Origin of the sequence: Janibacter melonis (assembly GCF_003721155.3) — a bacterium.
Lineage (GTDB): Bacteria > Actinomycetota > Actinomycetes > Actinomycetales > Dermatophilaceae > Marihabitans > Marihabitans melonis.
On sequence record NZ_CP044548.2, the window covers coordinates 1,318,189 to 1,343,181 of the forward strand.

27 protein-coding genes are annotated in these 24,993 nt (G+C 73.2%); 5 read left to right on the forward strand and 22 right to left on the reverse strand.

The features are described from left to right. Positions 1 to 88: 88 nt before the first annotated feature. The 4 genes from rlmN to pyrH form a co-directional block, all read right to left on the reverse strand. On the reverse strand, positions 89 to 1,297 hold the full coding sequence (rlmN, locus tag EEW87_RS06195; protein ID WP_123092761.1) for a 23S rRNA (adenine(2503)-C(2))-methyltransferase RlmN: 1,209 nt from the start codon (positions 1,295 to 1,297) through the stop codon (positions 89 to 91). Further along, a complete protein-coding gene (locus EEW87_RS06200) occupies positions 1,297 to 2,199 on the reverse strand; it encodes a phosphatidate cytidylyltransferase (protein ID WP_123092760.1) in 903 nt (300 codons plus the stop codon). Before EEW87_RS06200 ends, rlmN begins: the two co-directional genes overlap by 1 nt. A 21-nt stretch (positions 2,200 to 2,220) precedes the next feature. Then, entirely contained in the window at positions 2,221 to 2,778 is a 558-nt protein-coding gene (gene frr, locus EEW87_RS06205) for a ribosome recycling factor (protein WP_068274711.1), read from the reverse strand. Between the two features lie 111 nt (positions 2,779 to 2,889). Then, on the reverse strand, positions 2,890 to 3,618 hold the full coding sequence (pyrH, locus tag EEW87_RS06210) for a UMP kinase (protein WP_068274708.1): 729 nt from the start codon (positions 3,616 to 3,618) through the stop codon (positions 2,890 to 2,892). Between the two features lie 160 nt (positions 3,619 to 3,778). On the opposite strand from pyrH, the gene EEW87_RS06215 reads away from it, so the two are divergent. Next, positions 3,779 to 4,357, forward strand: coding sequence for a TetR/AcrR family transcriptional regulator (locus EEW87_RS06215; protein ID WP_163562387.1), 579 nt, complete (start codon positions 3,779 to 3,781; stop codon positions 4,355 to 4,357). A gap of 63 nt (positions 4,358 to 4,420) precedes the next feature. Then, complete coding sequence (locus tag EEW87_RS06220; RefSeq protein WP_123092757.1) at positions 4,421 to 4,990, forward strand: antibiotic biosynthesis monooxygenase; 570 nt, start codon at positions 4,421 to 4,423, stop codon at positions 4,988 to 4,990. A 73-nt stretch (positions 4,991 to 5,063) separates the two neighbouring features. Here EEW87_RS06220 and tsf read toward each other — a convergent pair whose 3' ends face one another. The 7 genes from tsf to EEW87_RS06255 form a co-directional block, all read right to left on the reverse strand. After that, entirely contained in the window at positions 5,064 to 5,891 is an 828-nt protein-coding gene (tsf, locus tag EEW87_RS06225) for a translation elongation factor Ts (RefSeq protein ID WP_123092756.1), read from the reverse strand. 40 nt (positions 5,892 to 5,931) lie between these two features. Further along, positions 5,932 to 6,870, reverse strand: coding sequence for a 30S ribosomal protein S2 (gene rpsB / locus EEW87_RS06230; protein ID WP_151914525.1), 939 nt, complete (start codon positions 6,868 to 6,870; stop codon positions 5,932 to 5,934). Positions 6,871 to 7,165: 295 nt separating this feature from the next. Continuing rightward, entirely contained in the window at positions 7,166 to 8,512 is a 1,347-nt protein-coding gene (locus EEW87_RS06235; RefSeq protein WP_123093255.1) for an ABC transporter substrate-binding protein, read from the reverse strand. After that, positions 8,509 to 9,582 (reverse strand): branched-chain amino acid ABC transporter permease, encoded by a 1,074-nt coding sequence (locus tag EEW87_RS06240; protein ID WP_123093256.1) that lies wholly within the window; start codon positions 9,580 to 9,582, stop codon positions 8,509 to 8,511. The genes EEW87_RS06235 and EEW87_RS06240 overlap by 4 nt, the downstream gene beginning before the upstream one ends. Then, the gene (locus EEW87_RS06245) at positions 9,582 to 10,457 is read right to left on the reverse strand and encodes a branched-chain amino acid ABC transporter permease (protein WP_123093257.1); all 876 of its coding nucleotides are present in this window, start codon (positions 10,455 to 10,457) and stop codon (positions 9,582 to 9,584) included. Before EEW87_RS06245 ends, EEW87_RS06240 begins: the two co-directional genes overlap by 1 nt. A gap of 12 nt (positions 10,458 to 10,469) precedes the next feature. Next, positions 10,470 to 11,174 (reverse strand): ABC transporter ATP-binding protein, encoded by a 705-nt coding sequence (locus EEW87_RS06250; protein WP_123093258.1) that lies wholly within the window; start codon positions 11,172 to 11,174, stop codon positions 10,470 to 10,472. Continuing rightward, entirely contained in the window at positions 11,167 to 11,985 is an 819-nt protein-coding gene (locus EEW87_RS06255; RefSeq protein ID WP_224766986.1) for an ABC transporter ATP-binding protein, read from the reverse strand. The genes EEW87_RS06250 and EEW87_RS06255 overlap by 8 nt, the downstream gene beginning before the upstream one ends. 155 nt (positions 11,986 to 12,140) lie before the next feature. Here EEW87_RS06255 and EEW87_RS06260 point away from each other — a divergent pair, with 155 nt between their 5' ends. From EEW87_RS06260 to EEW87_RS06270, 3 genes are all read left to right on the forward strand, one after another. Further along, positions 12,141 to 13,433 (forward strand): PucR family transcriptional regulator, encoded by a 1,293-nt coding sequence (locus tag EEW87_RS06260; protein WP_123093259.1) that lies wholly within the window; start codon positions 12,141 to 12,143, stop codon positions 13,431 to 13,433. Then, positions 13,430 to 14,581 carry an aminotransferase class I/II-fold pyridoxal phosphate-dependent enzyme gene (locus EEW87_RS06265; protein WP_123093260.1) on the forward strand — a complete coding sequence of 384 codons (1,152 nt, stop codon included), beginning with the start codon at positions 13,430 to 13,432 and terminating at the stop codon, positions 14,579 to 14,581. The genes EEW87_RS06260 and EEW87_RS06265 overlap by 4 nt, the downstream gene beginning before the upstream one ends. An 87-nt stretch (positions 14,582 to 14,668) precedes the next feature. Continuing rightward, positions 14,669 to 15,229 (forward strand): M23 family metallopeptidase, encoded by a 561-nt coding sequence (locus tag EEW87_RS06270; protein ID WP_123093261.1) that lies wholly within the window; start codon positions 14,669 to 14,671, stop codon positions 15,227 to 15,229. Between the two features lie 32 nt (positions 15,230 to 15,261). Here the strand turns inward: EEW87_RS06270 and EEW87_RS06275 are convergent, their stop codons facing one another. The 11 genes from EEW87_RS06275 to rimM all read right to left on the reverse strand — a co-directional run bounded on the left by EEW87_RS06275 (position 15,262) and on the right by rimM (position 24,975). Beyond that, on the reverse strand, positions 15,262 to 16,191 hold the full coding sequence (locus EEW87_RS06275) for a tyrosine recombinase XerC (protein ID WP_123093262.1): 930 nt from the start codon (positions 16,189 to 16,191) through the stop codon (positions 15,262 to 15,264). Between the two features lie 208 nt (positions 16,192 to 16,399). Further along, on the reverse strand, positions 16,400 to 17,602 hold the full coding sequence (gene dprA / locus EEW87_RS06280; protein ID WP_123093263.1) for a DNA-processing protein DprA: 1,203 nt from the start codon (positions 17,600 to 17,602) through the stop codon (positions 16,400 to 16,402). After that, positions 17,599 to 19,137: a YifB family Mg chelatase-like AAA ATPase gene (locus EEW87_RS06285; protein ID WP_123093264.1), complete on the reverse strand. Its 1,539-nt coding sequence runs from the start codon at positions 19,135 to 19,137 to the stop codon at positions 17,599 to 17,601. Before EEW87_RS06285 ends, dprA begins: the two co-directional genes overlap by 4 nt. Continuing rightward, positions 19,134 to 19,505 (reverse strand): YraN family protein, encoded by a 372-nt coding sequence (locus EEW87_RS06290; RefSeq protein ID WP_123093334.1) that lies wholly within the window; start codon positions 19,503 to 19,505, stop codon positions 19,134 to 19,136. The genes EEW87_RS06285 and EEW87_RS06290 overlap by 4 nt, the downstream gene beginning before the upstream one ends. 369 nt (positions 19,506 to 19,874) lie before the next feature. Continuing rightward, on the reverse strand, positions 19,875 to 20,189 hold the full coding sequence (locus EEW87_RS06295; protein WP_068274666.1) for a DUF2469 domain-containing protein: 315 nt from the start codon (positions 20,187 to 20,189) through the stop codon (positions 19,875 to 19,877). Next, positions 20,186 to 20,944, reverse strand: coding sequence for a ribonuclease HII (locus tag EEW87_RS06300; RefSeq protein WP_404811832.1), 759 nt, complete (start codon positions 20,942 to 20,944; stop codon positions 20,186 to 20,188). Before EEW87_RS06300 ends, EEW87_RS06295 begins: the two co-directional genes overlap by 4 nt. Positions 20,945 to 20,948: 4 nt before the next feature. Next, positions 20,949 to 21,746, reverse strand: a complete 798-nt coding sequence (gene lepB, locus EEW87_RS06305) for a signal peptidase I (RefSeq protein WP_240341664.1) — start codon at positions 21,744 to 21,746, stop codon at positions 20,949 to 20,951. A 126-nt stretch (positions 21,747 to 21,872) separates the two neighbouring features. Continuing rightward, positions 21,873 to 22,535, reverse strand: coding sequence for a signal peptidase I (gene lepB, locus EEW87_RS06310; RefSeq protein ID WP_123093265.1), 663 nt, complete (start codon positions 22,533 to 22,535; stop codon positions 21,873 to 21,875). Positions 22,536 to 22,578: 43 nt separating this feature from the next. Then, positions 22,579 to 22,935 carry a 50S ribosomal protein L19 gene (rplS, locus tag EEW87_RS06315; protein ID WP_123093266.1) on the reverse strand — a complete coding sequence of 119 codons (357 nt, stop codon included), beginning with the start codon at positions 22,933 to 22,935 and terminating at the stop codon, positions 22,579 to 22,581. A 283-nt stretch (positions 22,936 to 23,218) separates the two neighbouring features. Further along, positions 23,219 to 24,430, reverse strand: a complete 1,212-nt coding sequence (gene trmD / locus EEW87_RS06320) for a tRNA (guanosine(37)-N1)-methyltransferase TrmD (RefSeq protein ID WP_123093267.1) — start codon at positions 24,428 to 24,430, stop codon at positions 23,219 to 23,221. After that, positions 24,430 to 24,975, reverse strand: coding sequence for a ribosome maturation factor RimM (rimM, locus tag EEW87_RS06325; RefSeq protein ID WP_123093268.1), 546 nt, complete (start codon positions 24,973 to 24,975; stop codon positions 24,430 to 24,432). The genes trmD and rimM overlap by 1 nt, the downstream gene beginning before the upstream one ends. Positions 24,976 to 24,993 lie beyond the last annotated feature (18 nt).

A 24,993-nucleotide genomic window follows, 5' to 3' on the forward strand; every position in this document is an offset into this window, starting at 1 on the left:
CTGCTCCTTGATCAGGCTCATGAGGTGCACATCGCCATACCTCGGCGAAGGGGGGTGGGGCGAAGGGGGGTGGGGCGAAGGGGGGCGGTCAGGCGGTGGCGGCGGCGAGCTGGCCGCAGGCGCCGTCGATGTCGCTGCCGCGGGTGTCACGGACCGTCGTCGGGATGCCGTGGGCGCGCAGCCGCTCGACGAACTGCTGCTCGACACCGCGACGCGAGGCGGTCCACTTCGAGCCCGGGGTGGGGTTGAGCGGGATCGGGTTGATGTGCACCCAGCCCTTGCCGCGGGCGGTGAGCTTCTCCCCGAGGAGGTCGGCGCGCCAGGCCTGGTCGTTGATGTCGCGGATGAGCGCGTACTCGATGGAGACCCGGCGACCGGTGGCCTGGAAGTAGCGGTACGCGGCGTCGATGGCCTCGTCGACCTTGTAGCGCGTGTTGATCGGTACGAGCTCGTCGCGCAGCTCGTCGTCGGGGGCGTGGAGCGAGAGGGCGAGGGTCACCGGGATGCCCTCGGCGGCCAGGCGGTCGATGCCGGGCACGAGACCGACGCTGCTCATCGTCAGCGAGCGGGCGCTCATGCCCAGGCCGTGCGGGGCGGGGTCGGTCATCCGGCGGATGGCGCCGATGGCCGCCTTGTAGTTGGCCAGCGCCTCGCCCATGCCCATGAAGACGACGTTGGTGACCCGCTGCGAGCCGCGCCCGCCGTCGGCGGGGGCCTCGGCCTCCCCGGCCTCGGCCCCGAGCTCGACCCCGCCGCTCGCGGCGACCGGGCCGGCCTCGCGCAAGACACGGTTGGCCGCGACGACCTGGTCGACGATCTCGGCCGCCGACATGTTGCGGGTCAGACCCTCCTGGCCGGTCGCGCAGAAGGGGCAGTTCATGCCGCAGCCGGCCTGGCTGGAGATGCAGATCGTCGCCCGGCGGGGGTAGCGCATGAGGACCGACTCGACGAGGGCGCCGTCGTGCAGCCGGTAGACCGACTTGATCGTCGCGCCCTGGTCGGCGGTGATCGAGCGCACCGGGGTGAGCAGGGTCGGCATGAGGGCGGCGACGAGCTCGCCACGGCCCTCCTTGGGCAGGTCGGTCATCGCCGCGGCGTCGTCGGTGTGATGCACGTAGTAGTGCGTCGAGAGCTGCTTCGCGCGGAAGGCCGGCAGGCCGAGCTCGCGCACGGCGTCGGCCCGCTCGTCGACGGCGAGGTCGGCCCAGTGGCGCGGCGGCTTGCCGCGGCGCGGGGCCGTCATCGTCAGCTGACCGGGGACCGGTCGGCGGGTGCTGGGGTCGGGCAGGTCGGTCATCAGGTCACCGGGGAGATCAGTCGCAGGGCGGCCCATACCACGGGGGCCACGAGCGCGAGGGAGTCGAGCCGGTCCATGAGCCCGCCATGGCCGGGGAGGATGTTGGACATGTCCTTGATCCGCAGGTCGCGCTTGATGCTCGACTCGACGAGGTCGCCGATCGTCGCGACGGGTGCGACGACGAGACCCAGCAGGGCGCCGTGCCACCACTGCCCGGTCTCGAAGGTCAGGGGGATGGTGATCGCGCCGACGAGCGAGCACGTGAGCGCCGAGCCGGCGAAGCCCTCCCACGACTTCTTCGGCGACAGCGCGGGCGCCATCGGGTGCTTGCCGAAGACGACGCCGACGGCGTAGCCGCCGATGTCGGAGAAGACGGTGATGAGGATGAAGGCGAGGATGCGCCACTGCCCCTCGGGCTCGGCGACCATGAGTGCGGCGAAGCCCGCGAGGAAGCACGGGTAGAGCAGGGTGAAGGCCCCGGCGGAGACGTCGCGCAGGGCCCCGTCGAGCCCGTCGGCGACCCGCCAGACGACGACCGCGACGAGCGAGAGCGTCGTCGCGAGGACGAGCGCCTCAGGACCGCGCAGGTAAGCCGCGACCGTCATGCTCACCGCGCCGATGCCCACGGGCACGAGCGGCATGTAGATCGAGCGCTCGGCGAGCGCCTGGCGCAGCTCCCACACGGCGATGATCATCGCCAGGGCGACGATGCCGACGAAGATCTCGCGCCGCACGAACAGGCCCGCGGCGACGACCGCCCCGAGGAGCACGCCGACGCCGACGGCGGCCGGCAGGTCACGACCCGCGCGGCTCGTCGGCTTCGGCGGCTGGGTACGTCTCTCGGCCCGCCGCTGCGGCGGGTCCTCGACGACGGGTGCCTCGACCGGCCCGATCTGGTCCATGAGCGCCTCTCTCCCGCGGGGTCAGACCTCGGAGAGCTCGGCTTCCTTGGACTTCAGCAGCGAGTCGACGGTCTCGGTGTAGCGCTTGGTGAGCGCGTCGAGCTCCTTCTCGCCCCGGTTGCCGTCGTCCTCGCCGACCTCGCCGTCCTTGACGAGCTTGTCGATCGTGTCCTTGGCGGCACGGCGCACGTGGCGGATGGAGACCTTCGCGTCCTCGCCCTGGGTGTGCGCGAGCTTGATGTACTCGCGGCGCCGCTCGGCGGTGAGCTCGGGCATGACGATCCGGATGACCTGGCCGTCGTTGCTCGGGTTGGCGCCGATGTCGCTGTCGCGCAGGGCCGCCTCGATGGCGCCCATCGAGCCCTTGTCGAAGGGGGTGATGAGCAGCGTGCGTGCCTCGGGGGTGGCAAAGGAGGCGAGCTGCTGCAGGGGCGTCGGGGCCCCGTAGTAGTCGACCGTCACCTTGCTGAAGAGACCGGGGTTGACCCGGCCTGTGCGGATGCCGGCGAAGTTGTCCTTCGCGACCTCCACGGCCTTGTCCATCTTCTCCTCGGCCTCAAGGAGGGCGTCCTCGATCATCCTGCGGCTCCTTCTGCTCGCGGCTGTGCGCCGGTGGTCTGTGGTGCCGCCGGGCGGCACCTCGTGCGTGGTGGCGTCGCGACGTCACGTCGTCGGGGCCAGTCTCCCAGATCAGGGATGGACGAGCGTCCCGATGTGCTCGCCGAGCAGGCCGCGGGTGACGTTGCCCTCGCCCTCCATGCCGAAGACGACCATCGGCAGGCCGTTCTCGGCACAGAGGCTGAAGGCCGCGGCGTCGACGACCTTGAGCCCGTCGCGCAGCGCGTCGGCGTAGGTGACGTGGTCGTACTTCGTCGCCCCGGGGTTGGTGCGCGGGTCGGAGTCGTAGACGCCGTCGACGCCGCTCTTGGACATGAGCACCGCGTCCGCGCCGATCTCGAGGGCGCGCTGGGCGCTCACGGTGTCGGTGGAGAAGAAGGGCATGCCGGCGCCGGCGCCGAAGATCACGACGCGGCCCTTCTCGAGGTGACGGATCGCCCGACGAGGGATGTAGGGCTCGGCGACCTGGCCCATGGTGATGGCCGTCTGCACCCGGGTGTCGATGCCGGCCTTCTCGAGGAAGTCCTGCAGCGCGAGGCAGTTCATCACCGTGCCGAGCATGCCCATGTAGTCGGCCCGCGTGCGGTCCATGCCCTGCTCCTGCAGCTGGGCCCCGCGGAAGAAGTTGCCGCCGCCGATGACGATGGCGACCTGGACCCCTTCGCGCACCGCGGCCGCGATCTGCTCGGCGATCGCGCGGACGACGTCGGGCGCGAGCCCGACCTTGCCGCCGCCGAAGACCTCGCCCGAGAGCTTGAGGAGGACCCTGCGATAGGGACGGGCGGGGGTCGTGTCGGTCACGGACGATCTCCTCGGGTGGTGCACGGCCCTCACGGGACGCAGCGGTCTGGCCGACAGCGATCCTTGCACACGACGCAGACCTCGGGACGCCATGCGCGGGCGCACGCCCCTTCGCACCCCTGAAGTCGCTGCGGCACAGGAACATTCGTACACTCACCATGTGCCAGAGACGCTGCGGGACCGGATCGTCGTCGCCGCGGCCGAGCGGACCGCGGCGCACGGGTGGCCACGGCTGACGATGAGCCGGCTGGCGAAGGACGTCGGGGTGAGCCGTCAGACGGTGCACGCGGAGATCGGCACGAAGGACGACCTGGGTCGCGCCGTGCTCGTCGCCGAGATGCGCGCCTTCCTCAGCCGGGCTCGTGGCTCCTTCGGCCGCCATCAGGGCGACCTGCCCGCCGCCGTCGAGGCCGGGGTGCGTGCCGTCCTCGAGCTCGCGGACGAGAGCCCGCTGCTGCGCCGCCTCGTGTGCTCCTCCCACGGGGCCGACACCGCGGTCCTGCCGCTCCTCCGGACCGAGCCCGCGCTGCTCATCTCGACCACCCGCGACGTCGTCGTCGGCATGGTCGGCCTCGAGGACGACCACCTCGCCCCGGAGCAGGTCGAGACCCTCGTCGACGTCGTCGTGCGCACGCTCCTCTCGCACGTCATGCACCCCACCGACACCCCGCAGCGCACCGCTGCCCAGGTCGCCTGGCTCGTGCGCTGCACGATCGCCGGCCAGCGCCACGCGTCCTGATCGCCGTCGCCCGTCCGGTCGCCCGATGCGGTGACCTCGCCGTGGCGACGGCATGATCTGGGCGTGAGCACTCCCCCTTCCCACCCGGTGACCGTCGCCATCACCCGTCAGGTCGACCCCCAGGACGAGATCCTCATGCAGGCCTGGGCCGACGCGGGCACGACGATGGCCCAGCGCTTCCCGGGCTTCCTCGGCTCGGGCTGGGTGCGCCCCTCCGCCGGCTCGCACGAGTGGCACATGCTCTACCGCTTCGACTCCGCGGAGAGCCTGCGCCGGTGGGAGGGCTCACGCGAGCGCACCCAGTGGCTCGGCGCCGGGGCACGGCTCGTGCGCGCCACCCGGGTCGAGCACCGCACGGGCATCGAGGGCTGGTTCGACGAGCCGACCGAGATCGAGGTCGCGGACACGGTCGCCGCGCCACCGCGGTGGAAGCAGATGGTCGTCATCTTCTGCGCCTTCTTCCCCACCAGCGTGGTGCTCACCTACGCGCTCGCCGGTCCGACGGCGGGCTGGCCCGGCTGGGGACGCGTGCTGCTCACCTGCGCCGTCGCGATCCCGTGGATGACCTACGTCTTCCTCCCCTTCGTCACGCGCCTCTTCTCGCCGTGGACCCACCCGCGCCGGGCCGGCTGAGCCGGGCCGTCCCCGGGCATGACGAAGGGGGCGCCCACCCGATGGGTGGACGCCCCCTTCGTCGGTGCCTGGCTCAGGCGCCGACGCGGAAGCGCGCGAAGGCCGTGGCCTGCGCACCTGCCTCGTCGAGGACCTTGCCGACGGTCTTCTTGGCGTCCTTGGCGAAGGGCTGCTCGAGGAGGACGTTCTCCTTGAAGTAGCCGTTGACCCGACCCTCGACGATCTTGGGCAGGGCAGCCTCGGGCTTGCCCTCCTCCTTGGCCGTCTCCTCGGCGATCCGACGCTCGTTCTCGACGGTCGAGGCGTCGATCTCGTCGCGGGTGAGGACGCTCGGGCTGAAGGCCGCGATGTGCATGGCCACGTCGCGCGCGACCTGCTCGTCGCCACCCTGCGCGCCGACGAGGACACCGATCTGCGCGGGCAGGTCGGGGCTCGTCTTGTGCAGGTAGGCCGCGACGGTCGGGGCCTCGACGCGGGCGACCCGCTTGACCTCGATCTTCTCGCCGATGGTGGCGTTGGACTCGTCGAGGAGGTCCTTGACGGTCTTGCCGTCGACGGTCGCCGCGAGCAGCTCGTCGGCGGAGGACGCCTTGGAATCGACGGCGGCCTGGAGGACCTGGTCGGCGAGGGCGCCGAACTTCTCGCCCTTGGCGACGAAGTCGGTCTCGCACAGGACCTCGACGAGGGTGCCGACGCCGGAGCCCGCCTGAGCGGCGACGAGGCCGTTGGAGGTCGTGCGACCCTCACGCTTCGTCACGCCCTTGAGGCCCTTGACGCGCAGGATCTCCGTGGCCTTGCCGGTGTCGCCGTCGGCCTCGTCGAGCGCCTTCTTGACGTCGAGCATGCCCGCGCCGGTGGACTCGCGCAGCGCCTTGATGTCAGCGGCGGTGTAGTTCGCCATGAGTGTGGTGCACTCCTTCGGTCGTGATGGGGGTGGTGGCTCAGGCCTCGGTCGACGCGTCGGCAGCCGGGGCGGCGTCGGCGGCGGGGGCCTCGGCCGGGGCGGCGTCGGCGGCGGGGGCCTCGGCCGGGGCGGCGTCGGCGGCAGGAGCCTCGGCGGCCGGCGCCTCGGCGGCGGGGGCCTCGGCGGCCGGGGCGGCAGCCTCGGCGTCACCGGCGAGCAGCTCGCGCTCCCACTCGGCCATCGGCTCGGAGTCGGCCTGGCCCTCGGTCGCACCGGAGCGGCCACCGGAGCGGGCCATCAGGCCCTCGGCGACGGCGTCGGCGACGACGCGGGTCAGCAGCGTGACGGAGCGGATCGCGTCGTCGTTGCCCGGGATCTTGTAGTCGACCTCGTCCGGGTCGCAGTTCGTGTCGAGGATCGCGATGACCGGCAGGCCGAGCTTGCGCGCCTCGTCGACGGCGAGGTGCTCCTTCTTCGTGTCGACGATCCAGACCGCGGAGGGGACCTTGCTCATCGAGCGGATGCCGCCGAGGGTCTTCTCGAGCTTGTCCTTCTCGCGCTGGAAGAGGAGGAGCTCCTTCTTCGTGTAGCCCGAGCCGGCGACGGTGTCGAGGTCGATCTCCTCGAGCTCCTTCAGGCGCGTGAGGCGCTTGGAGATCGTCTGGAAGTTGGTCAGCATGCCACCGAGCCAGCGGTGGTTGACGTAGGGCATCCCGACGCGCGTCGCCTGCTCGGCGATGGGCTCCTGGGCCTGCTTCTTCGTGCCGACGAAGAGGATGGTGCCGCCGTGGGCGACGGTCTGCTTGACGAACTCGTAGGCGTCGTTGATGTAGGTCAGCGACTGCTGGAGGTCGATGATGTAGATGCCGTTGCGCTCGGTCATGATGAAGCGCTTCATCTTGGGGTTCCAGCGTCGGGTCTGGTGCCCGAAGTGGACGCCGCTCTCGAGGAGCTGGCGCATGGTGACGACGGCCATGCCGTGTCCTCCTGTGCTCGTGGTTGTCAGTTGTGTCCTGGCGCCTGCGTACGCACCCCGCCCGATCGCTCGGGACTGCCGTGGTGCGCCCCCGTTCGGAGATGGATCTCGTCACGGGCGAGAAGACGCGCGAATTCATCCGGACAGACCGGATGTGCCCCTCATCGTACGCCGGGGGGTGCCCCCGCCCGAAATCGTCGCCGGTGGCCCGCCCGGACGACCACAGGGCACGACGAAGGGGGGCGGCCGGGCCGCCCCCCTTCGCGCAGGTGCTCGTGGTGTCACCGCGTCGCGGTCACTCCGTCTCGGGCACGTCCGGGATGCCGCTCTCCGGCGGTGCGTCCTCGGCGACGGCCTTGTCGGCCGGGGTGATCTCGGCGTCGCCGATGTCGGTGACGAGGACCTCGGTGAGGTTCTCGTAGTCCTCGCCCTTGACCTGCGAGACCGCCATCCCCGACATGCCGAGGTGGCTGTCGGCCGACCAGCGGAAGGGCGCCAGGCCCGGGCCGGGCCACGTCGCGCCGTCCTTCTCGATGACCTCGACGACCCGCTCACGGGTGAGGTCCTTGCCGGAGGCCTGCAGCGCGGAGACGAAGGCGTAGGCCTGCGACATGCCGTAGATCCGGTAGTTCGTCAGCTCCCCCTTCGCGCCGTGCTCGTCCCAGACCTTCTGCCACAGCTTCACCCAGGGGCTGTCCGGGGTGTCCAGACCCGGGATGTACTCGGTCGTCATCATCCCGTCGAGGGTGCTGCCGCCGTCGGTCACCTTGCCCTTGGAGAAGGTCGAGAGCAGGTCGCCGACGAGCTTCGCGTCCGAGCCGACGTTCGTGTACATCCACTTGGGCTTGTAGTTGAGCTTCATCGCGGCGAGCTGGCTGAGCGCGGTGTAGCTCGGGGTGTTGAAGCCGATGACGAGGTCGGCGCCGGACTCCTTGAGCTTGGAGATCTGGGGGCCGATGTCGGTGTTGCCCGACGCGTACTCGGTGCGCTCGACGATCTGGTCGTCGATGTACATCCGCAGACCCTTCTCGCCGTCCGCGCCGAGCTCGTCGGCCTGGAGGAAGAGGCCGACCTTCGCGTCGGGCATCTTCTCCTTGATGTACTGCCCCATGATCTTGCCCTCGATCTCGTAGTCCGGCTGCCAGCCGAACGTCATCGGGCGCTCCTTGGGGTCGTTGCCCCACAGCTGGGCGCCCGAGGAGACGAGCAGGTCGGGGACCTTCTCCTGGTTGAGGAAGTCGACGACCGCGCTGTGGGTCGGGGTGCCGAGCCCGCCGACGACCGCGAAGACCTCGTCCTTGAGGACGAGCTCGTCGACGACCTTCGAGGTGTTCGTCGGGTTGTACGCGTCGTCCTTGACCGAGTACTCGATGGTGCGGCCGTGGATGCCGCCCGCCTCGTTGACGTAGTCGAGGTAGGACTTGAAGCCGGTGTTGATCTCGGAGTAGCCCGGGGCAGCGACGCCGGTGAGCGGCTGGTGGGTGCCGATCTTGATCGTCGTGTCGGTGATGCCGGTCGTGTCGCCGGCCTCCTCTCCGGATCCGCCGCCGGAGTCGCCGTCGCGCCCTCCGGCACCGCATCCGGCGAGGACGAGGGCTGCGGTGCTCGCGGCGACCGCCGCCCTGAGGGAGATGCGCTTCATGATGTGCCTCCAGGGGTGGGGTGAGAGGTGACGGACGGGGTCGGACGGGTGACCCGGCTCCGGGCGCGCAGCCGCAGCAGCGACCCCACGAGACCGGACGGGGCGAGCAGGACGACGACCATGGTCGTCAGCCCGAGGACGAGCGGGGCGAGCTCGGCGGACTGCAGGTCCGAGAGCCCGGCGCTCGAGCCGAGGTTGGTGACGACGGTCGGCAGGAGGGTGAGCAGGACCGCGCCGAGCAGGGCCCCGGTAAGGGTCCCGAGGCCGCCGAGGACGACGGCCATGAGCAACGACAGCGAGAGCGTGAGGGTGAAGCCGCTCGGCGCCGCGATCCGGGTGACGAGCGCCATGAGGCCGCCCGCGAGGCCGGCGCACGCGGTGCTGACGACGAAGCACAGGACGCGGTTGCGCCCGAGGTCGATGCCGGCGAGCTGGGCGGCGACCGGGTCGTCGCGCACCGCCCGCCACCGCCGTCCCACCCGCGACTGGCTGAGGTTGCGCAGGAGGAAGAAGGTGAGGACGAGGCAGGTGACCGAGATCGTCGCGAGCCACTGCGTCGGCTCGACGTCGGTGCCGGTGAGGAAGAAGATCGCGTCGTCGGCGACCTGCGGCACGTCCGGCGTCGACACCCGCAGGCCCGGCTCGCCGCCGAGCGCCTCGCGGAAGTGGATGGCCAGCGAGGGCACCGCGATCGCCAGGGCGAGGGTGGCACCAGCGACGTAGGGGCCGTGGAGCCGGGCGGCGGCGATGCCGACGACGAGGCCGACGAGCATCGTCACGAGCACGGCGGCGACGAGCAGGACGAGGACCGGCAGCTCTCGGCCCTCCTGGAGGAGCAGGGCCGTCGTGTAGGCCCCGATCGCCATGAAGGCGCCGTGCCCGAGCGAGAGCTGGCCGTTGACGCCGATGAGCAGCGTGAGGCCACCGGCTGCGACGGCGAAGTAGGCGACCGAGGCGACCTGGCCCTGCCGGTAGCCCGAGAGGAGGTCGATGACGAAGACGGCGACGACGAGGACGGCGAGCGAGGCGAGGGCCCGGCGCAGGAGCGGCGAGGCGAGCAGGCGGCGCATCAGACGGCCCGCTCGACCGAGGTGGAGAAGAGACCGCCGGGCTTGACGAGCAGCACGACGACGAGGACGACGAGCGCCGCGAGGGGCACGAGGCCGGAGCCGAGGTAGCCGCTGACGAGCGAGAGCGTCACCCCCATGAGCAGGCCTCCGACGACCGCTCCCCCGGCGCTGTCGAGCCCGCCGAGGACGGCGGCGACGAAGCCGTAGACGACGACGCCGTCCATGTAGGACGGGTGGACGAGACCGCCGCCGGCGATGAGCAGACCAGACAGCGAGCCGACGAGCGAGGCGAGGGCCCAGCCGAGGGTGAGCGTGCGCGTCACCCGGACGCCGAGGATGCGGGCGACCTCCTGGTTGAAGGCCGCGGCACGCATCGTCAGGCCGAGGTCGGTCTTGAGGAAGAGCAGCCGCAGCAGCGCCATGACCGCGAGGACGCACAGGACGCTGAAGATGCTGAAGGGCGTGAGGGCGAGCGTCGTGCCGCCGACCTGCACCCCGGAGAGCCCGAAGGGGGCGGGGAAGGAGGTGAAGCTGCTGCCGAAGATCACCGCCGCGAGCGCGTGCAGCACGATGAAGAGCCCGAGGGTGAGGATCACCGGGTTGATGTGGTTGTCGTGGTCGACGTAGCGGATGACGAGCCGCTCGACGAGCGCGCCGAGGACGAAGCCGGCGGCGAGCGCCACGGCGAAGCCCACCCAGTAGCTCGCGCCCGCGTCGATGAGCGTCAGGGCGATGAAGGTCGTCACCATGGCCATCGGCGCCTGGGCGAAGTTGACGATGCGCGTCGACTGCCAGATGAGCACGAGGGCCAGGGCGAAGGCCGCGTAGACGACCCCGACGGACAGGCCCCCGAGGACGGTGTTGATCAGCTGCACGGCATCTCCTTCTCAGTAGCCGAGGTAGGCATGGCGCAGGCCCTCGTCGGCGGACAGCACGGCCGCGCTGTCCTGGGCCACCACCCGCCCAAGGTTGAGGACGACGCCGACGTCGGCGATGGACAGCGCGCTGCGGGCGTTCTGCTCGACGAGCAGGACGGTGAGGCCCTGCGACTCGACGAGCTGACGGACGATCCCGAAGATCTGGGTGACGATGCGCGGCGCGAGACCCAGGCTCGGCTCGTCGAGCAGGAGCATCCGGGGGGTGGCGAGCAGGGCGCGCCCGATGACGAGCATCTGGCGCTCGCCGCCGGAGAGGGTGTGCGCGAGGGCCGCGGAGCGGTCGCCGAGGACGGGGAAGAGGTCGACGACGTCGTCGATGCTCATCGCGGTCCCCGAGCGTGACCGGCCGAGCTGACCCAGGCGCAGGTTCTCGCGGACGGTGAGCTCGGTGATGACGCCGCGCCCCTCGGGCACGTGCGCCATCCCGGCGCGGGTCATCGCGTCGGTCGACAGGCGGGTGATGTCGCGGCCGTCGAATCGGATGGTCCCCTTGTCCGCGCGGTGCAGACCCGAGATCGTCCGCAGCAGGGTCGTCTTGCCGGCGCCGTTGGCCCCGAGGACGGCGGTGATCCGCCCGGCCTCGGCGACGAGGTCGACGTCGTGGAGCGCGGTCACCGGGCCGTAGCGGCTGGTGACTCCGACGAGCTCAAGCACCGTGGCCCCCCGTCGTCTGCGCGGGCCCGTCGTCGACGGCGCCGCCGAGGTAGGCCTCGAGGACGTCCGGGTCGTCGCGGACCTCCTCGGGCGTGCCGGTCGCGATGGTGCGCCCGAAGTCGAGGACCGTGAGCCGGTCGCACACGCGCATGACGAGGTCCATGTGGTGCTCGACGAGCATGACGCAGACGTCGCCGGCGAGGTCGCGGATGATGTCTCCGAGCTCGCTCATCTCCCCCTCGGACAGACCGGAAGCCGGCTCGTCGAGGAGGAGCAGACGGGGCTCGGCGACGAGGGCGCGAGCCAGGGCGACCCGCTTGCGAAGGGGGTAGGGCAGCCCCCCGACGACCGAGGCCGCGCGATCGCGGATGCCCAGCCGCTCGAGGACGTCCATCGAGCGCTCGACGAGCGCCTGCTCGTCACGGGCCCCGCGCGGCAGGGCCAGCAGCGAGGAGAAGAAGCCGGCGCGCGAGTGGACGTCGGCGCCGACGAGGACGTTGTCGAGGACGCTGAGACGGTCGAAGAGACCCAGGCCCTGCAGCGAGCGGGCGACGCCGCGCTCGACGAGCGAGCTCGGTCCCCACCCGGTGACGTCGGCGCCCTCGAAGGTCAGCCGGCCCTGCGTCGGGGTGACGAAGCCGCAGGCGACGTTGAAGAGGGTGGTCTTGCCGGCGCCGTTGGGCCCGATGACCCCGAGGACCTCGCGGGGGCGGACGTCGAGGCTGACGTCCGAGAGGGCGACCACGCCCCCGAAGCGGACGGTGATGGCGTCCATCTCGAGCACGGGCTCAGTCATGACAGGGGTGGGCACGAGTCCTCCTCGACGACGACCTCACGTCGCTGTGAGGTTGCAGCGACCCTGACGTGCGCAGCGCTCCGGCGCTATGGGCGCACCGCACAAGACACCCAGTGCCCTGCGCCCGTTGTCGTCGACGGTCGGCGGCAGGAGACTGACATGCTGGGGTCATGACGCAGACCAGCCACCGACCCGGGCCGGACCAGGCCGCGGAGCAGGGCGACGGCACGGTGCTGCTGACGAGCGCCGAGCGCGAGGTCCTCGCCCCCGCCTTCGACGCGCTGCGATCACGGGCCGATCACATCGCCGAGGCCGTCGCGGCTCAGCTGCTCGACGGCGGTGACCTCGGCTACGGGCTCGACGAGCCCGGCCGCGCCGCCGAGCTGCGGGCGAGCATCCGCGACCACGTGCGCGCCGGGATCGAGCGCCTCGCCGACCAGCGCCCGGCCCAGCGCCGGGCCATCGACCTGTGGCGCGAGACCGGTCGGCGCCGGGCCCAGCAGGGCGTGCCGATGGAGATCGTCCTCACGACGTACATGATCGGCAGCCGCCTCATGTGGGAGGCCCTGCTCGAGGCCGGCCACCGCCTCGACGTGCCCGACCGGGCGCTCATGCGGGCCGGACGGCTGCTGTGGTCGACCCTCGACGTGCAGGGGACGGTGCTGCGCGACAGCTACCGACGCGAGGAGCTGGCCCGCGATCAGCGTGACCCGGCCCGGGTCGCCGAGGTCCTCGAGGGGCTGAGCCAAGGTCGTGGCGCCGAGGCCGACTTCGCCGCCCGGGCGCGCTCGGTGCTCGGCCTCGACCACGACTCCGCCCTCCTCGTCCTCGTCTGGCTCCCGCCCGCGGACGGGCCCTCGACGCCCGACCTCGTGCGCGAGCGCCTGCAGGACGCCGGGTACCTCTCGCACTGGCGCCGCCAGGGCGCCCACGTCCTCGGTCTCGTGCCGAGCCCTGACGACGGGACCCGCGTGCGCAAGGTGCTCGAGCGCACCGTCCGGGGGCGCGTCGGCTCGGCGACCTGCCGCGACGGGCTCTCCGGGGTCCTCGCCGCCCAGGACAGCGCCCTCGCCGCCGCGGTGTCGCTCCCCCGCGGCAGCGACGCCGTCGTCGACATCTCCGAGCGCCTCCCCGAGGCGCTCCTCGCGGCCAGCCCGTCGCTGACGACCCAGCTCGTCGAGGCCACGCTGGGCCCGCTGCTGTCGGTGGGCGGCGTGACCCGCGAGGTGCTCCTCGAGACCCTCGTCGCCGTGCTGCGCCACGGCGGCTCCGCGACGTACGCGGCGGAGGACCTCGTGTGCCACCGCAACACCGTCATCTACCGCGTCAAGCGGGTCGAGGAGCTCACCGGCCTCTCGCTCGACGACCCGCGCGACCGTCTCCTGCTCACGCTCGCCGCGACCGCCGTCGACTCGGGCCTGGCCGGACTGGGATCTGGGGCCGACGGCGAGGTCCGGTCATGAGCGAGCGGCTCGTGCGGCGGCTGCGCCCGCACGGAGAGTCCGTCTTCGCGACGATGTCCGGCCTGGCGCTCCAGCACGGCGCGGTCAACCTCGGGCAGGGCTTCCCTGACGACCCGGCGCCACAGGCCGTCGTCGAGGCGGCGCGCGCGGCGCTGGCCGCAGGGCACAACCAGTACCCGCCCTCGCGCGGCGTGCCCGAGCTGCGCGAGGCGGTCGCCCGCCACCAGCGCGAGCACTACGACCTGCCGGTCGACCCGGCGACGGGCGTCGCCGTGACGACCGGTGCGACGGGGGCGCTCGCCGCGAGCGTCCTCGGGCTCGTCGAGCCCGGTGACGAGGTCGTCACCTTCGAGCCCGCGTACGACGCGTACGCAGCCCTCGTCGACCTCGCCGGCGGCACGCTGCGGCGGGTCCCCCTTCGCGCCCCGGGCCTCGCGGTGGACGCCGACGCCCTCGCCGCCGCCTGCGGCCCGCGGACGGCGGTCATCCTGCTCAACAGCCCGCACAACCCGACGGGCAAGGTCTTCACGCCGGCCGAGCTCGAGCTCGTCGCGGAGCAGGCGCGCCAGCACGACGCGGTCGTGGTCACCGACGAGGTGTACGAGCACATGACCTTCGACGGGGTGCAGCACGTGCCGATGGCGAGCCTGCCGGGCATGTGGGAGCGCACGATCACGATCTCCTCGGCCGGCAAGACCTTCTCGGTCACGGGGTGGAAGGTCGGCTGGGCGAGCGGTGCCCCCGAGCTCGTCGAGGTCATCGCCAGCACGAGCCAGTGGCTGACCTTCTCCGGCGGTGCGGCCTACCAACCGGCCGTCGCGGAGGGCCTCGGGCGCATCGGCGAGCTCGTCGACCCTCTGACGCGCGAGCTCGCTCGCCGCCGGGACCTGCTCGTCGACGGCCTGCGCGCCGCCGGCCTGGAGCCGCTCGTGCCGCAAGGGGGCTACTTCGTCGTCGCCGACGCGGCGCCGATCGGGGTGAGCGACGCGATGGCCTGGTGCCTGGAGATCCCGCAGCGACTCGGCGTCGCCGCCGTGCCGGTGAGCGCCTTCTGCGAGAGCCCCGCCGGCGTCGAGAGCCTCGTGCGCTTCGCCTTCTGCAAGAGCGAGGACAGGATCCGCGAGGGCACCGCCCGGCTGCGCGCCTGATCCACAGGGGCACGGGGCGCGGGGCTGTCGTCCACACCCGCCCGACCGGGGTCCCGTGGCCGTCCTGCGAGCGGGACGGTGGGCCTCATGGTCTCCTCCGTCGCGCCCGCTGCCGCTCTCGCGCTCGTCGCCCTCGCGGGTGCCTCTGCCGTCACCTCTCCCTCGGCGACCACCCCGCCTCGTGCGGTCGCGAGCACGCCGATCAGCGAGGTCGAGACGAGCGCGAAGGGGGCCCGCTGGGCCTGGCCGCTGCGCCCGCGGCCCGAGGTCGTCGCCCCCTTCGAGGCCCCGACGTCTCGGTGGGGGCCGGGTCACCGAGGCATCGACCTCGCCGGGTCCACCGGGGAGCCCGTCCTCGCGACGGCAGACGGCGTGGTCACCCACCGCGGCCGGGTGGCGGGGCGCGGCACGGTCACCGTGACCCATGCCGACGGGGTGCGCAGCACCTACGAGCCGGTGGCCCCCGCGGTGGAGACGGGCGATCGCGTCGGCCGGGGTCAGCAGCTGGGCACGCTGAGCCCCGAGCCCGGTCACTGCGCCCCGTCGACCTGCCTGCACGTCGGCGCCCTGCGAGGGCGTGACTACCTCGACCCGCGTCCCTTCTTCGGCGGGGTGCGGGTGATCCTCCTGCCGGTGCCGCAGGGCTGAGGCCGGTCGCCTCGCTCTCGGTGCTGTGGCGCTCAGGCCCGCGGGTGGGCCTGGTCGTAGGAGCGCCGCAGCCGCTCGGCCGAGACGTGCGTGTAGATCTGGGTCGTCGCGAGCGAGGCGTGGCCGAGCAGCTCCTGGACCATCCGCAGGTCGGCGCCTCCGTCGAGGAGGTGGGTGGCCGCGCTGTGGCGCAGCCCGTGGGGGCCGAGGTCGGGGGCGTCGGGGACGTGCCGCAGCAGGTCGTGGACGACGGTGCGCACCTGACGCGGGTCGACCCTCCGGCCCCGACGGCCGAGGAAGAGCGCGGGCCCCGAGGTGGGCACCGCCAGGCGGGGTCGGCCGTCGCGCAGCCACTCCTCGAGGGCGCGGGCGGCCGGCGCGCCGTAGGGCACGACCCGCTCCTTGCGCCCCTTGCCGAGCACGCGCACGACCTGTCGGTCGGCGTCGAGGTCGTCGACGTCGAGCCCGACGAGCTCGCCGACCCGGATCCCCGTCGCGTAGAGCAGCTCGAGGACGGCACGGTTGCGCCGGTGCACGGGGTCGTCGTCGTCGGCAGCGACCTCGGCGACGTCGAGGAGCTCGCCGGCGCTCGTCGCGGTGAGCAGGTCGGGCAGGGTCCGCTCACGGCGCGGGCTCGCCAGGCGCAGGGCCGGGTCGGTGTCGACGAGGCCGGTGCGCCGAGCCCACCCGAAGAAGGTCCGCACCGCCGCCGCCCGGCGGGCCAGGGTGCTGCGGGCGACCCCCTGCTGCGACATCTCGCCGAGCCACGAGCGCAGGTCCGCGAGCGTGATCTCGCGCAGGGAGCCGGTGCCGCCGTGCTCGGCGCACCAGGCCAGGCAGGCCCCGACGTCGCCGCGATAGGCGCGCACCGTGTGCTCGGAACGGTCGCGCTCCGCGGCGAGATGCCCGACGAAGTCGTCGAGATGACGCTGCGCCCAGGCCGGTGCCGTCGGTGTGCTCACTCCCCCACGGTCGCACCTGCGAGACGCCGGGACGCGCAGCGGCACGCGGCTGGTGGCGCTCCCCCACCGAGCGGCCAGCGGGCGACCTCGGTACCGGGTGACCGGGCGGCGGCGGACGAGAGCGGTCCCGGGCCATCAGCGGGGCAGGACGACCGCAGCGCGATGACCACCGGCCGGGGGCGGAGGGGGACGCCCCCGGACGGTGGCCCTACCGGTGCGGCGACCCCGCTGGGTGCCGCCGCACCCACCCCGACTCGCCCTGCGCGGCGAAGCCCTCGAGCTGCAGCGCCGCGAGCTGGGTGAGCACCTCGGTGACGGGCAGCGCGAGCTCGGTCGCGATGTGCCCGACGCTGGACTCGCGTCGTGGCGCGAGCACGTCGTAGACCTGACGCTGGTGCTGGGTGAGCGCATCGGCCTCCCGGGCCGGACCGAGCGCGCCGACGTCCTCGCGCGCGAGCAGGTCGGGGTCTCCGATCGGCGCCGCGAGCCGCAGCACGTCCTCGGCGTCGGTGACGAGGTGGGCCTCGCCCCGCGAGATCCGCTCGTGGCACCCGGCAGAGGCCATCGAGGTCACCGGGCCCGGCACGGCACCGACCGGGCGTCCGAGCGCCTCGGCCCAGCCTGCGGTGTTGAGCGAGCCCGATCTCGGGCCGGCCTCGACGACGACGACGCAGCGCGACAGCGCGGCGATGAGCCGGTTGCGGGTGAGGAAGCGGTGCCGACGGGCGACGCGCCCGACGGGCTGCTCCGTGACGACGACGCCCGTCTGGGCGATCTCGTCCACGAGCCGGCGGTGCGCCTGGGGGTAGACCTGGTCCGGCCCGCACGCGAGGACGGCGACCCCTGGCCCGCCGACCGCGAGGGCTCCGAGGTGCGCGGCGGCGTCGATCCCGAAGGCTGCGCCGGACACGACGCCCCACCCCCGGGACGACAGCCCGGCGCCGAGGTCGCGCGCGACCGCCTCGCCGTAGCCGGTGCTCGCCCGCGACCCGACGACCCCCACCGCACGCGCGGCGACGTGACGGAGGTGGCCGGTGCCGCGCAGGTACAGCACGTGGGGCTCGACCCGCTCGTCGGCGAGGCCGTCGGGCCACTCGTCGTCACCGGGCACGACGACCCGCGCGCCCACGCGCTCGACCCGCGAGAGCTCGGCGTCGACGTCGGTCTGGAGCACCCGTGCCCGGGCGCCGTCCGCACCGCGCAGCTCGCCGGCGACCAGTCGGTGCCACGCCCCGACGTGGCCGTGCTCCCGGATCGAGCGGCAGAGCGCGGGCGGGTCGTGCGACGCCCGCTCCTGCCCGATCTCGAGCACGGCGGCCCAGGCGAGCCGGGCCCGCCGCTCGTCGGTGCCCACCATGTCGTGGGCGACCCGTTGCTCGCCCGGCCTGGGCGTGCGCAGCGGGGCGCTCATGCCGCCACCGCGCCCTGGGTGCGGTACATGAGCGCCAGGCCGACGTCGGACGAGGTCGGCACCTCACGCCCGAAGAGGTCGGCGCTCGTCCACGCCAGGCGCAGCACCCGGTCGTAGCCGCGGCCGGTGATCTGCCCGAGCTCGAGCGCGCGGTCGAGGGTCGCGGTGACCCCGCGCGGCAGCCGCCACGGTGCCCGTCGCAGGACCGGGCCGGGCACCTGCGAGTTGAGCGTCCATCCGTGCTGCTGCCAGCGAGCCCGCTGCGCGTCACGGGCGACCTGCACCCGCGCGGCGATCTCGGCGCTCGTGTCGGGCGGCACCTCGCTGAGGTCGGCCAGGCTCACCTTCGGCACCTGCACCTGGATGTCGACGCGGTCCATGAGCGGACCGCTGAGCCGGGCGGCGTACGCCCGACGCTCCGTCGGGCGGCAGCGGCAGGCGAGCGCCTTGCCGTAGCCCTCGCCGCACGGGCAGGGGTTGGCCGCGAGGACGAGCTGGACGCGCGCCGGGTAGGTGACCCGCTCGCGCGCCCGGGCGACGACGACCTGGCCCGACTCCAGCGGCTGACGCAGGGCCTGGAGGACCGAGCCCGCGAACTCCGCCGCCTCGTCGAGGAAGAGCACGCCGTGATGGGCCTGCGAGACCGCGCCGGGCAGCACCGCTCCCGAGCCGCCGCCGACGAGGGCCGCGGTGGAGGCCGAGTGGTGCGGGGCGACGAAGGGGGGCGTCAGGTCGAGACGGCCCGGCAGCACCGCCCCGACGAGGGAGCGCACCGCCAGGGTCTCGAGGGCCTGGGCCGACGTGAGCGGCGGGAGGATCGTCACGAGGCGCTCGGCGAGCATCGTCTTGCCCGAGCCGGGCGGCCCCGTGAGCATGAGGTGGTGCCCGCCGGCAGCTGCGAGGGTCAGCGCGGCGCGGGCCTCGTGCTGCCCGCTGACGTCGGCGAGGTCCAGCGCGCGAGCCGGCTCCCTCGCCGCCGGCGAGACCGGCTCGTCCGCCTCGGGGAGCCGGGACCCACCGCGCAGCGCCCGGTACGCACCGACGAGATCGCCCAGGCGCTGCGCCGTCGAGATGCGCACCCCGTCGACGAGCCGTGCCTCGACGACGTCCTCGGGCGCCACGACGACGTGGCGGCAGCCGGCCTCGCGCGCCGCGAGGACCGCCGGCAGGACGCCTGTGACGTGGCGCAGCCGACCGTCGAGACCGAGCTCGGCGACGTGCACGACCGGCCGGACCGCGTCGGGGGGCATCGCCTCGGCCGCCGCCAGTGCGGCCACCGCGATAGCGAGGTCGAATCCGGTGCCGTGCTTGGGGATCGCGGCCGGCGAGAGGTTGACGGTGAGCTGGCGCGCGTTGAGCGAGCAGCCCGCCGACAGCGCGGCCGCCCGGACCCGCTGCGGGGCCTGACGCAGCGCCGTGTCCGGCAGACCGCCGAGCTCGAAGCACGGCAGCCCGTGGCCGATGTGGCACTCGACGTCGACGACATGGCCGGCGATGCCGCGCAGGGCGACGGCCCGGGTCACGGCGATGCTCATGCGCCGGCCCCTCGCACGTGGGTCACGGCGTACGTGCCGTCCGGGTGGCGCAGCAGCGCGACGACGTCGAGCCGCACCCGACGCGTGGGCACCTCGTGGGCCTCGAGCCAGCACCCGGCGAGCCGGCGCAGGCGGGCGAGCTTCGCGCGGGTGATCGCCTCGACCGGCTGTCCGAAGCGCGTGCTGCGCCGCGTCTTGACCTCGCACACGACGAGCTCGTCGCCGTCGCGCAGCACGAGGTCGACCTCACCGGTGGGGCACCGCCAGTTGCGGTCGACCACCTCCATGCCCCGCGCGACGAGATAGCGCTCGGCCACCCGCTCGCCCTCGGCCCCCACCTGCCGTCGATCCGTCGGGATCTCGGTCATCTCGACCACCTCCGCCGCCAGTCAACGGCGGCGCTCCCCCGTCACGAAGGGGTGGGCGCCGCCCTGTGGACGACGTCCGGGGCGACGGGCGGCCTGTGGACGACGAGTCCTGGTTCACCCCTTCGGACGACGAGCCCGGGCTCACCCCCCCTTCGGACGGGAGGGTCCCCGGTGCGGTCCGGGACACCCGCCCGCGACCGGGACATCTGCCCGCGCCCGGGAAACCGGTGGAAGACCGGGTCATGACCAGGTCAGGCAGGGGTGTCCCGGTCACGCCGAGGTTTCCCGGCCGGCCCTCACCACACGGCGCCGACCGACCTCCCCGACCGAGGCCCCGGCGGCCCTCCGGCGCCGAAGGACCCGGACCTCTCAGAAGCCGGTCTTCGGCACCTCGAGGTCGCTCTTGGCGAGCTCCTCGACGTTGACGTCCTTGAAGGTGACGACACGGACGTGCTTGGCGAAGCGGGCGGGACGGTAGATGTCCCACACCCACGCGTCCTCCATCGTCACCTCGAAGTACACCTCGGCACCCTCGCCGCGGACGTCGACCTGCACGGAGTTCGCGAGGTAGAAGCGGCGGTCGGTCTCGACGACGTGGCTGAAGAGGTGCACGACGTCGCGGTACTCGCGGTAGAGCGCGAGCTCCATCTCGGTCTCGTACTTCTCGAGGTCCTCGGCGCTCACGAGCTCACCTGCTCAGGGTCGGGGGCGGGCACCTGGTCATCATGCCCGACGCCCGGCAGGCTCCAGGAGCGGCGGTGCAGCACGCACGGGCCGTGCGCGGCGAGGGCGTCCATGTGCGCGCTCGCCGAGTAGCCCTTGTTCTCGGCCCACCCGTACTGCGGGTGCTCCTGCGCCAGCGCCACCATCTGCGTGTCGCGCTCGACCTTGGCGAGCACGCTCGCCGCGGCGACGGACGAGCACGCGAGATCGGCCTTGATCATCGTCGTCACCGGCGGGGTCGCGGGCCCCTCGGACAGCTCGGCGAAGAGCCCGACCTCCTCGGGGGCGGTGAGCCAGTCGTGGTTGCCGTCGAGGATGACGAGGTCGGGCACGACGTCGAGGGCGGCGAGGGCTCGGCACCCGGCGAGACGCAGCGCGGCCATGATGCCGATCTCGTCGATCTCGGCGGCGCTCGCGTGGCCCACCGCGCTCGCGACCGCCCACCGCCGCAGCCGCGGCACGATCTGCTCGCGGGCTGCCGCCGTCATGAGCTTGGAGTCGCGGACCCCCTGGGGTGCGGAGCGCACGGTCTCGTCGACGACGACCACCCCGACGCTCACCGGCCCGGCGAGCGCGCCCCGGCCGACCTCGTCCATGCCCGCGAGCACGCGGAAGCCCTGCCGCTGCAGGTCGCGCTCGACGCGCAGGCTGGGCTTGGTCGAGGTGGGGCGGCCCCCCTTCGTGCGGCGGGCGGGCAGCCGGGTGGGAGCGCTCACGCGATCACCGCGCGGCGACGACCTGGCCGCCGGGGCCAGCAGCGGCGCGGGTCCGCGGCACGTCGGCGAAGACCTCGGAGTGGTTCGACAGGCTCGACGCGCGGTCGAGCGGCCACACGGTGAAGCGCGCACGCCCGACGACGAGGTCGATCGGCACGGCGCCGTCGCGGCCCGTGCCGCTCGGGTCGTGGAAGCGCGAGTCCGAGCTGTCGTCGCGGTTGTCGCCCATGACCCACACCTTGCCCTCGGGCACGGTGATGTCGAAGTCGACGCTGCTCGGGCTCGACCCGGGCTTGAGATAGCTCGCCTCGTCGATCGTCGCGCCGTTGACCATGAGCTTGCCGTCGCTGCCGCAGCACTGGACGCGGTCACCGGGCAGCCCGATGACGCGCTTGATGAGGTGTCCCTCTGAGGTGTCGGGGAGCAGCCCGACGAAGGTCATCGTGTCGCGCACCGCGTTGAGCGCCGCCCCGTGGTTGACGGGGGGCGTCTCGTTGAGCCAGTCGCCCGGGTCGCCGAAGACGACGACGTCACCGCGCTGGAGGTCGAAGGGGCCCGGCGTGAGCTTCGAGACGACGACCCGGTCCCCGACGAGGAGGGTGTCCTCCATCGACTCGCTGGGGATGTAGAAGGCCTGGAGCAAGAAGGTCTTGACGACGAAAGACAGGGTGAGGGCCATCGCGAGGACGATGACCAGCTCGCGCACGGCGCCGCCGATGCGGGCGCCGACACCGGGTCGTCGCTCGCCCTCCGGCGTCTCGTCCTTCGCCTCGGCGCGTGCCGAGTCGGCGTCAGTACCCACGTGGTCTCCTTGCTCGTCCGGCCGGCGGCAGGACGCCTGGCACGGCCAGTATCACCGACGGCGCGGCGGGCTCGCACATCGCGAGCCGTCCGGCGCACCGTCGTCGGGGTCGGGCATCGGCCCAGGTCACGGGGACCCGAGCGCCGACAGCGGCCAGTACCGCCACACGACGGTGCCGACGACGTCGTCGGTGCGGATCATCCCGCCGCCGGGCTTGCCGAGCAGCGACCGCGAGTCCGCCGAGCGGGCGCGGTTGTCGCCGAGGACGAAGATCCGGTCCTGCGGGACCTCGACGTCGAAGGGGTCGGTGCACGACCGCTCGCCCGCCGGCAGGTAGGGCTCGGGGACCGGCTCGCCGTCGCGGACGAGCCCGCCCTCGGGCGTGCACGACAGGCGCTGCCCGCCGACCGCGCCCACCCGCTTGAGGTAGTCCTGCTCGCCGAGGTCGATCCCGAAGGTCGACGCGACGGAGGCCAGGGTGCGTCCGATCAGACCGTCGGAGACGAAGGCCGAGCGGTCCGCCGGCGCGAGCGTGCCGGTGCCGTCGAGGACGACGAGGTCTCCCGGCTCGAGCTCTCCGTGGATCTTGCTCACGACGACGCGGTCGCCGACCTGGATCGTCGGCTCCATCGAGGCGGTCGGCACGAAGTAGGACTGCGCGACGAGCCCGCGGACGAGGAAGACGAGCAGGACGGCCAGCCCGAGCTGGAGCAGCAGGCGGCGCCCACGACGCGGGACGACCCCCTCCCGCTGGGCGGTGGGGGTCGTCTCGTCGGTCTCGTGGCTCATCGAGGCCTCAGCGTAGGCGCTGCACCTGGCAGCGGCCCGACGATCAGCTGGCCGGGGTGTCGCGACGCTCGCGGATACGGGCCGCCTTGCCGCGCAGACCGCGCAGGTAGTACAGCTTCGCGCGGCGCACGTCGCCGCGGGTCGCGACCTCGATCTTGTCGATGTTCGGGGAGTGCAGCGGGAAGGTGCGCTCCACGCCGACGCCGAAGGAGATCTTGCGGGCGGTGAAGGTCTCGCCGACGCCGCCGCCGTGGCGGCGGATGACGACGCCCTGGAAGACCTGGATACGGGAGCGGTTGCCCTCGATGACCTTGACGTGCACCTTGACGGTGTCGCCGGCGCGGAAGTCGGGGATGTCGGCCTTGATGGAGGCCTGGTCGATCGCGTCGAAACGCTGCATGATGCTCTGCTTCCCGCGAGCGCCACAGGCCGCCCGCACATGATGTGTCTGGAGATGGTGCGGCGCCCGTCCGCCGCGTGCCGACCTGGTGGTCGCACTCCCCCTGTGGCAGGGGCAGAGCACTCGGGCGCAGTGGTCCATGGTGCCAGAGCACCCGCGCAGAGCTGAAATCGCGCTGCGCCCGCCCCTCCCCCGGCTCCCTCCCCTTCGCCGAGGTATGGAGATCTGCGCCCCCGACGGCCCGTCCGAGGACCGTCTGCCATACCTCGGCGAAAGGGGGCGGTCAGCGCGAAGGGGTGGCCGCCCGCCTCTTCGTGAGATCGGTCGTCCCCGGCCCCTCGCCGGGGCCGACGGGTCGGTACCCGGCCTTCTTGTACATGCGCATGAGGTGGGGCACCTCGGTCGCGGTGTTGAGCCAGTAGGTCGTGACGTCGGCCGGCGCGAGCGACTCGGCGTGGGCGAGCAGCTGGCGCCCGATCCCGCGCCCCTGGAGGTCGGGGACGACCATGAGCCGTCCGATCTGCCACACCGCCGGGTCCGCGGGGTCGCGGCGCACGCGCACGGACGCGACGAGGCGGCCCTCGCTGCGGAAGACGTGGGTGTCCCAGTGCGCGAGCCCGTCGCGCACGTCCTGCGCGCTCTCGGCCGGCGCGCCCCACCAGTGCTGCGGGACGGCGACCATCTGCGCCCAGCACGCCCGCTGGACGACAGCGATCTCCGGGGCGTCAGAAGGCGTCGCGACGGAGGCGTCGAGATCGGCGAGCGCGCCGGTCGTCGCCGCGGCGGCGAGCAGGTCGGGCCGCCGGGCGGCGGTGCGCTCGAGACGCTGCTCGTGGCGCCAGGCCGCGATCCGGGCGTGGTCGCCCGACAGCAGGACGTCGGGCACGGCTCGGACGACCCCGTCGCCGTCCTCCCACACCGAGGGCTTGGTGTAGATCGGGTACTCGAGCAGACCCCCTTCGTGGCTCTCCTCGACGAGCGACTCGGCGTTGCCGACGACGCCCGGCAGCAGGCGCACGACGGCCTCGGTCATCGCGAGGACGGCGACCTCGCCGCCGTTGAGGACGTAGTCGCCGAGGGAGAGGACGCGCACCTCCATGCGCTGCGCCGCCCACTCGTAGACGCGCTCGTCGATGCCCTCGTAGCGCCCGCACGCGAAGGCGAGCCACGGGGCCTGCGCGAGCTCGCGCGCCGTCGCCTGGTCGAAGGGCTGGCCGCCCGGGCCGGGGACGACGAGGACCGGGGCCGGGCCGCTCGCGTCGTCGGCCGTGCCGAGGACGTGGTCGAGCGCCTCGCTCCACGGCTGGGGCTTCATCACCATGCCGGCTCCCCCGCCGTACGGGGTGTCGTCGACGGTGCGGTGGCGGTCGTGGGTGAAGTCGCGCAGGTCGTGCACCCGCAGGTCGACGAGACCGTCGCGGCGCGCCTTGCCGATGAGCGAGAGGTCGAGCGGCGCGAGGTAGTCGGGGAAGATCGAGACGACGTCGAACCTCATCAGCCCTCCCGGCCCAGCTCGAGCAGCCCGGGGGGCGCGTCGAGCACGACGTGGCCGGCCTCGGGGTCGACGGTCGGCACGATCTCCTCGACGAAGGGGACGAGCGTGCGCCCGCCGTCGGCGAGGTCGACGACGAGACGGTCCTGCGCGGTGCCGAGCTCGAGCGCGGCGACCGTGCCGAGGACGACGCCCGCGGTGTCGCGGACCTCGAGCCCGACGAGCTCTTCCTCGTACCAGCCCTCGTCGTCCTCGTCGTCGGCGGGCGCGAGGACGGCGTCGTCGAGGACGAGGCGGGTGCCGCGCAGGGACTCCGCGCCGGTGCGGTCGGGGATGCCCTCGAAGCCGATGAGCCAGATCCCGCGGTGCACACGGGTCGTCGCGATCGTCAGCTGACGGGGCACGCCGGAGCCCGGCTGCGCCCGCGTCGTGAGGACCGCGCCGGGCACGAGACGCGCCTCGGGCTCGTCGGTGTGCAGCTGCACGGTCACCTCGCCGCGCAGCGCGTGCGGCTTGCCGATACGGGCGACGACGTGACCGGTGCTCATGCGCCCCACGGTACTTCG

Bases quoted from the DNA above. Each gene is read 5' to 3' on its own strand.
- rlmN (WP_123092761.1), bottom strand. From the start codon at position 1,297: ATGACCGACCTGCCCGACCCCAGCACCCGCCGACCGGTCCCCGGTCAG.
- EEW87_RS06200 (WP_123092760.1), bottom strand. From the start codon at position 2,199: ATGGACCAGATCGGGCCGGTCGAGGCACCCGTCGTCGAGGACCCGCCG.
- frr (WP_068274711.1), bottom strand. From the start codon at position 2,778: ATGATCGAGGACGCCCTCCTTGAGGCCGAGGAGAAGATGGACAAGGCC.
- tsf (WP_123092756.1), bottom strand. From the start codon at position 5,891: ATGGCGAACTACACCGCCGCTGACATCAAGGCGCTGCGCGAGTCCACC.
- rpsB (WP_151914525.1), bottom strand. From the start codon at position 6,870: ATGGCCGTCGTCACCATGCGCCAGCTCCTCGAGAGCGGCGTCCACTTC.
- EEW87_RS06235 (WP_123093255.1), bottom strand. From the start codon at position 8,512: ATGAAGCGCATCTCCCTCAGGGCGGCGGTCGCCGCGAGCACCGCAGCC.
- EEW87_RS06240 (WP_123093256.1), bottom strand. From the start codon at position 9,582: ATGCGCCGCCTGCTCGCCTCGCCGCTCCTGCGCCGGGCCCTCGCCTCG.
- EEW87_RS06260 (WP_123093259.1), top strand. From the start codon at position 12,141: ATGACGCAGACCAGCCACCGACCCGGGCCGGACCAGGCCGCGGAGCAG.
- EEW87_RS06265 (WP_123093260.1), top strand. From the start codon at position 13,430: ATGAGCGAGCGGCTCGTGCGGCGGCTGCGCCCGCACGGAGAGTCCGTC.
- EEW87_RS06270 (WP_123093261.1), top strand. From the start codon at position 14,669: ATGGTCTCCTCCGTCGCGCCCGCTGCCGCTCTCGCGCTCGTCGCCCTC.
- dprA (WP_123093263.1), bottom strand. From the start codon at position 17,602: ATGAGCGCCCCGCTGCGCACGCCCAGGCCGGGCGAGCAACGGGTCGCC.
- EEW87_RS06285 (WP_123093264.1), bottom strand. From the start codon at position 19,137: ATGAGCATCGCCGTGACCCGGGCCGTCGCCCTGCGCGGCATCGCCGGC.
- EEW87_RS06290 (WP_123093334.1), bottom strand. From the start codon at position 19,505: ATGACCGAGATCCCGACGGATCGACGGCAGGTGGGGGCCGAGGGCGAG.
- lepB (WP_123093265.1), bottom strand. From the start codon at position 22,535: ATGAGCCACGAGACCGACGAGACGACCCCCACCGCCCAGCGGGAGGGG.
- rplS (WP_123093266.1), bottom strand. From the start codon at position 22,935: ATGCAGCGTTTCGACGCGATCGACCAGGCCTCCATCAAGGCCGACATC.
- trmD (WP_123093267.1), bottom strand. From the start codon at position 24,430: ATGAGGTTCGACGTCGTCTCGATCTTCCCCGACTACCTCGCGCCGCTC.
- rimM (WP_123093268.1), bottom strand. From the start codon at position 24,975: ATGAGCACCGGTCACGTCGTCGCCCGTATCGGCAAGCCGCACGCGCTG.